At 33.8% G+C, this 5,416-nt stretch carries 2 protein-coding genes and 4 pseudogenes; 2 read left to right on the top strand and 4 right to left on the bottom strand.

What is annotated here, in order from left to right; translation table 11 throughout:
• Window positions 1-468 precede the first annotated feature (468 nt).
• Window positions 469-924: pseudogene (locus tag ACFINE_RS09090) on the top strand (type ISP restriction/modification enzyme); the annotation flags it as partial.
• A 1,301-nt stretch (window positions 925-2,225) separates the two neighbouring features.
• Here ACFINE_RS09090 and ACFINE_RS09085 read toward each other — a convergent pair.
• The 4 genes and pseudogenes from ACFINE_RS09085 to ACFINE_RS09070 form a co-directional block, all read right to left on the bottom strand.
• Window positions 2,226-2,351 (bottom strand): hypothetical protein, encoded by a 126-nt coding sequence (locus ACFINE_RS09085; protein WP_375621811.1) that lies wholly within the window; start codon window positions 2,349-2,351, stop codon window positions 2,226-2,228.
• 18 nt (window positions 2,352-2,369) lie between these two features.
• Window positions 2,370-2,447: pseudogene (locus ACFINE_RS09080) on the bottom strand (Killer protein); the annotation flags it as partial.
• A 13-nt stretch (window positions 2,448-2,460) separates the two neighbouring features.
• Window positions 2,461-3,393 (bottom strand): DMT family transporter, encoded by a 933-nt coding sequence (locus ACFINE_RS09075; RefSeq protein WP_375621810.1) that lies wholly within the window; start codon window positions 3,391-3,393, stop codon window positions 2,461-2,463.
• Window positions 3,314-4,170, bottom strand: a pseudogene (locus ACFINE_RS09070) (SDR family oxidoreductase). The gene ACFINE_RS09075 and the pseudogene ACFINE_RS09070 overlap by 80 nt, the downstream one beginning before the upstream one ends.
• Before the next feature lie 86 nt (window positions 4,171-4,256).
• Here ACFINE_RS09070 and ACFINE_RS09065 point away from each other — a divergent pair.
• Window positions 4,257-5,312, top strand: a pseudogene (locus ACFINE_RS09065) (DUF3987 domain-containing protein); the annotation flags it as partial.
• Between the last annotated feature and the right edge of the window lie 104 nt (window positions 5,313-5,416).

Genomic DNA, 5,416 nt, shown 5'->3' with positions numbered 1-5,416 from the left:
TCAGTCTTGTCAGTTCATTCTAGCTCCTATATTATTTTTTTTAAATGAGAGAAAATTAAAAACATTATATTTCAATAGGTTAGTATTTTAACGATACAACCTATATCGACAATACAACCTTAAATACAATCAATAATATATATTTGTCAGTTTGTGTCTGTAAATTGAACTAACAAACTAGATTATTTTAGTGACTCATAAAATCTATCAAAATAATCATTATGATATTTTAAAAGCACATGCTTCATTTGTCTTTTTCCATAAAATAAACAGCAAATTTCACTATTTTGCTGATCTGATCTCTCTCATGGGCTGTGGATAAACAGCATTTAAAAACTCTTTTGAAAAAATTATCGGCTTTTTTAGCATTTTTCTGCATTTTTTCTCAATTCATTCAAAATGGATTTAATAAGCTTCATTTTAATTCTTTTGAAGATAATTAAACCCCTTATACGAAAACGGAACTCTGTTGTAACAGGGCGTGAACTGGATCATTTGCACGTGAATTATGAAACTGTAAAACCTTATCCCGTAACCTTTAAAAAAGGTAATCCAAAAGTTACAGAGATCTCTAATCCAGAAAAATTCTATTACGTGACTGAAATGAAATTCGCAAAAGCAGGTAAAGAGAAAGATAAAACCACTGTTATTTATAATAACAATATCACAATAACAGATATCCCTCTTGACGCTTGTGAGTATATCGTTAATGGTAAATCCGCTCTTGAATGGGTTATGGGGCGTCAATGTGTTAAGACTGATAAAAAGAGTGGCATTGTTAATGATGCCAATCGTTATGCTGTTGAAACCATTGGCAACCCTGCCTACCCTCTAGAGTTATTTCAGAGGGTTATTACCGTAAGTTTAGAAACAATGAAAATTGTTAAGAACTTACCAAAATTAGAAATAAGAGAAACTGAATAACTTATAAAGATGCTCATATAATGGGTATGATAAACGCATAAGGGGTATAGAGCTTATAACCATAATCTATACCTCTTTTGTTAAGTTGATTAGATACAATCTTTAAAAGGAGTGTTTGTATGCGTTATTCTAAAAAGAAGAAACTTGCACTTTTAGATACTCTTATTTGGATTGCCTTTAAAAGATTAAACCGTAATCTAAAATGAGTGCTTTATCCTTTTCAAAAGCTTTGTTTAAAGAGGGTTATGTATATTCATTTTCTTATATTACTTATAGGTTTTGAATGTTTCTACCCCCCAAAACCCTTACAAAACATAGAGCATTAGTTGAATTTATAGGTTGTATTATTGATATAGGTTGTTTTTTGAAAAATTGATAAAAATTAACTTATTGAAATATAATAACTTTTATTTTTTTATTGAAAAAAATATATAAAAGGGGCGTAAAAAGCACCTCTAAAACTCATAACCATAATGGTCTTGATAGCATTTATTATGATTATAATCCCTTTCTTTTGAAAGGCTTTAAAAGATTATATGCTTTTCATAAGACATGTTTTAATCATTCACTAAATGATCACTTTTGTCGATTCAATGTACTGACATAAACTGACAAATATATATTTACAGTTGTATTTATTTGTTATGGCTGTTTTAATAAGTTGTATTTTGAAAAATTCATAAAACTTAACTTATTGAAATATAATGATTTTAATTTTCTCTCATTTAAAAAAAATGATATAGGTTCTAAAAAGAACTGACAAAAATGACAAAAGTTTATTAAAAGGGATTTTGCTCATCTCTATAATGATCAGTTTCTATTGAGATGTTTTCATAAGTGTTTTCATAACAGACAATAAATCGCAATTATCATATATCCTATTTATCATTTCTCTTATGAAAATGAAAAATGATGCCATGGCTATAAAGCATATAACAGCTATAGAAAATGCGTAAAAACAGCAGCTTCAAATAACTAAACTGTAAATGAACGCATTGATTATAAAGAGAGCACCTATAAGAGGCTATTAAATTTTAAATGTATTATAAACAAAATTCACAAAAAAATTTAAATTCATTTAGTAAAAAAACTGATAGATTATAAAGATAAAAATACGCATTATGAGAGCCTTTTTAAATATTATAGATGTATAGATTCAAAACATAACGCAATCGTTTCATAAAGCCCATAATATAGCTTTAAACGCATATAAATATAAAAGAAGCAATTCATAATCATAAGATATTATCAATACACAACGTATTTAAAAAATACAAAAAAATATCAAAAAAGATAAAATATTATTTGACAATAAATACGTATTTTGTTATATAAAGACGATACGCTAATTTTTGTATTGTTATCCCCATTTCTTCTAAAAAAGCTACTTTTAGAACTTCACTAGAATGGGCGGGGTTATGCGTCATTTGTTTTCATTCCTTTCATCAATGGTAATCTTGATAATCAACAAGCTCCACATCTGTTCCGATAAAGCGAAAAATAACACGCCAATTTCCATTCATCTTAAAAAGTATATTACTCTTTATGCGCATTGGGAACGGCTTTTCTAGATCCTAGTAAGCTGAATATATAGCCTTGTCCGATTAGAACTCCAAAAATCGTAATAAAAACGCCTATGATTTGCATGATTTGAGGGATGAAGCCGAACAGGATTTGCACCAATAAGGCTGAAATAGGTACAAAATTGAAAAATATCGCCGTCTTACCCGGACCTCGGATCGCTATTCCAATATTCCAAAATAGGTAGGCTAAAACTGATCCTGCAACCCCCATCCAAAGGAGTGCGAATAAACTAGCGCCGGACATAGACATCGTTTCTTGAAGAGGGGATTCGAATAAAAAGGTTAGGACGCCAAGGGCGACGGTGCCAGAGAGCATCGTCCAGCTTGTTGTTTCAAGCGGGGTTGCGTTCTTGACAAATGACCGCGTGCCCACGGTATAGAACGCCCAACCAATGGAACCTAAAAGAATCATAATATCTCCTTTGGCAAAGGAAACATGGTTAGACAAAAATCTCCCATTTGTTATGACTAAATAGACCCCGAACATGCTAATGAGCATCCCTATAACCCTCTCACAGGTTGGGAAAGATTTATTCATGATAGCTTCAATAATATTAGCACTAATAGGGGTTGTCGCCATGATGAGGGAGGCTGTTATGGGATTTGACGTTTGCAAGCCAACAAATAAAGCGCCATTAAACCCTGCCACACCGATAATCCCTAGGAAAATATAAGAAATAAAATTTTGCGATAAAACATGCCACCGCAAGCCTTCTTTGAAAATCATAATTAAAAATATGGCGATTACGGCAATGAGAAACCGCTCAAAAGAAGCTGTCCATGGAGAAACAGTCGTTAAAGCTATCTTAGTGGCTTGGAAATTGGAACCCCAAAAAAAGGTTCCTACGAGGGTTAAGACAAGAGCTATTCTGGGCGTGATTTTCATTGGATAGATCCTTATACTTGATACCAAAGTGGAGCATCGAGACGTATAGAAGAAATTTGTGCGGTAGTATAGAAGAAATTTGTGCGGTATTAGATGAGGAAAGAATAAAGTTGACCGCGGAAGCAATGTCATCTGGGTGAAGCATTTTGGCAAGATTCTCTGGAGGTATCTCTGGGAATCCTTTAAAATTGCGACGAAAATCCGTATTAACTTTATCAACTTGGATTGAACAAACACGAATATTTTGTGGCATTCCCCATAAGCGCAACCCACCAGTATAGCCCTCTACAGCAAATTTAGAAGAAGAATATGAAATTAAAGAAGGATTGTATTCTACACCCCATATGGATGAAATATTTATAATATCGGTGCGAATTTCCTTTTTTAGATAGGGTAAAGTAGCAGCTGTTATATAGAACATTCCTTTAATATTCACATCAAATGTTTCAGCACATTCTTGAGCATCAATTGTTTCTGGATCGCCACTATAACAAATGCCTGCTACATTAACTAAGACATCAAGCCACCAAATTCTGAGATAACCTTATGGACAGAAGAGTCAATGGCTTCTTTATCGCGGATATCAACAATCAATTTACATAAGCTTGCCGTATCGATGGAGGTTGGTAGTTCTATGTCAATGATGTCTGCACTTGCTACCTTATGACCATTTTTCAATAAGTTTAGAACAATTGCTTTACCGATGCCGCGAGCGCCTCCTGTGACTAAAATACGTTTCTGTTGTTGTGAGTAAATTCCGGTCGTGTTTTTTATCATTTCGTTTAGCATTTTCTATACCTGAAGTTGTAATCATTAATATTCAGCTAGTTTATTTTTAGCCATGCATTATGTATTAAAGCAATAAAAAAGGAGATCTTGAAACAGCCCGTGCTCTTTTGTCTGAAACCCTCTCTAAAGACAATACGCGTGATGAGGATGTCTCTCGTTTTATTGTCAATGATGTGACCGTTGAAAAGCTTGGGGAACTTTTAAAAGAAAACCCCCGTGGTTTATTGTTGGTTCGTGATGAATTATCTGGTTTTTTATCCGATTTGGAACGGAAGGAATATCAATCAGACCGTTCTTTCTATCTAACAGCTTTTAATGGCAAAAAATCATACACCTATGACCGTATAGGACGTGGAACCATTTTTATTCCCAATGCAACCATTTCCATTATTGGGGGCATTCAACCTTCACGGATTATTCCCATTATTCAAGCAATGCACCATGGAACAAATAATGACGGCTTATTGCAACGGTTTCAAATGCTGGTGTGGCCCGATGAACGAAAAGAGCGGTTATGGGTTGATAGACCTCCCAATCAAAAGGCATGGGAAAGTTATCAAGAAATTTTTCGTTCTCTTTATAATAAACCATTAGGATCACCAAAACACCCTATTACCATACGCTTTTCTGCTGAAGCTCAAGAAATGTTTCGTGTATGGTGGGAAAATTTTCAAAGAACAATCAAAGGAGGTCATTTCTCATCAAGTTTACAAGCGCATCTTTTGAAAATGAATAAAACCATACCAACCCTTGCATTGATTTTTGAATTGAGTGAAGGGGGGCGTTTTGAAATCAATAGAGATGCCCTTGAGAGAGCCTTATATTGGGAAGAATATCTGATAAGTCATGCAAAACGTCTTTATGCGGCGAATGATACATTAACAGCAGAGCGTGCAAAATTAATTGTAGAGCGCTGTGATCTTTTACCCAATGTTTTTACGGCAAGAGATATCTATAGACGGTGTTGGAGATCTTTAAAAGACAATGGAGCCGTTAAGCAAGCTTTAGAGCTTTTATGTCGTTGTAACTATATTCGTGAATTTCCTATAGAGGGGAATGAATTAGGTCGGCGTCCTGATAGACGGTATGAATGGAATCCTTTGGTTAAAAACAACAGCATAAAACAATAAAGAAATCTCTTTTGAAGTCTTTAAGACAACCACGCAAAACTCTTTTTATGGCATTCTCATCAAGGAACTTTTTTCCAAAAGCAAATGATCTGAGTGACCTTATC

This window comes from Bartonella sp. AA97HXZ (assembly GCF_042196985.1).
Taxonomy (GTDB): Bacteria; Pseudomonadota; Alphaproteobacteria; order Rhizobiales; family Rhizobiaceae; genus Bartonella.
This window is presented reverse-complemented; position numbering and strand designations above follow the sequence as displayed.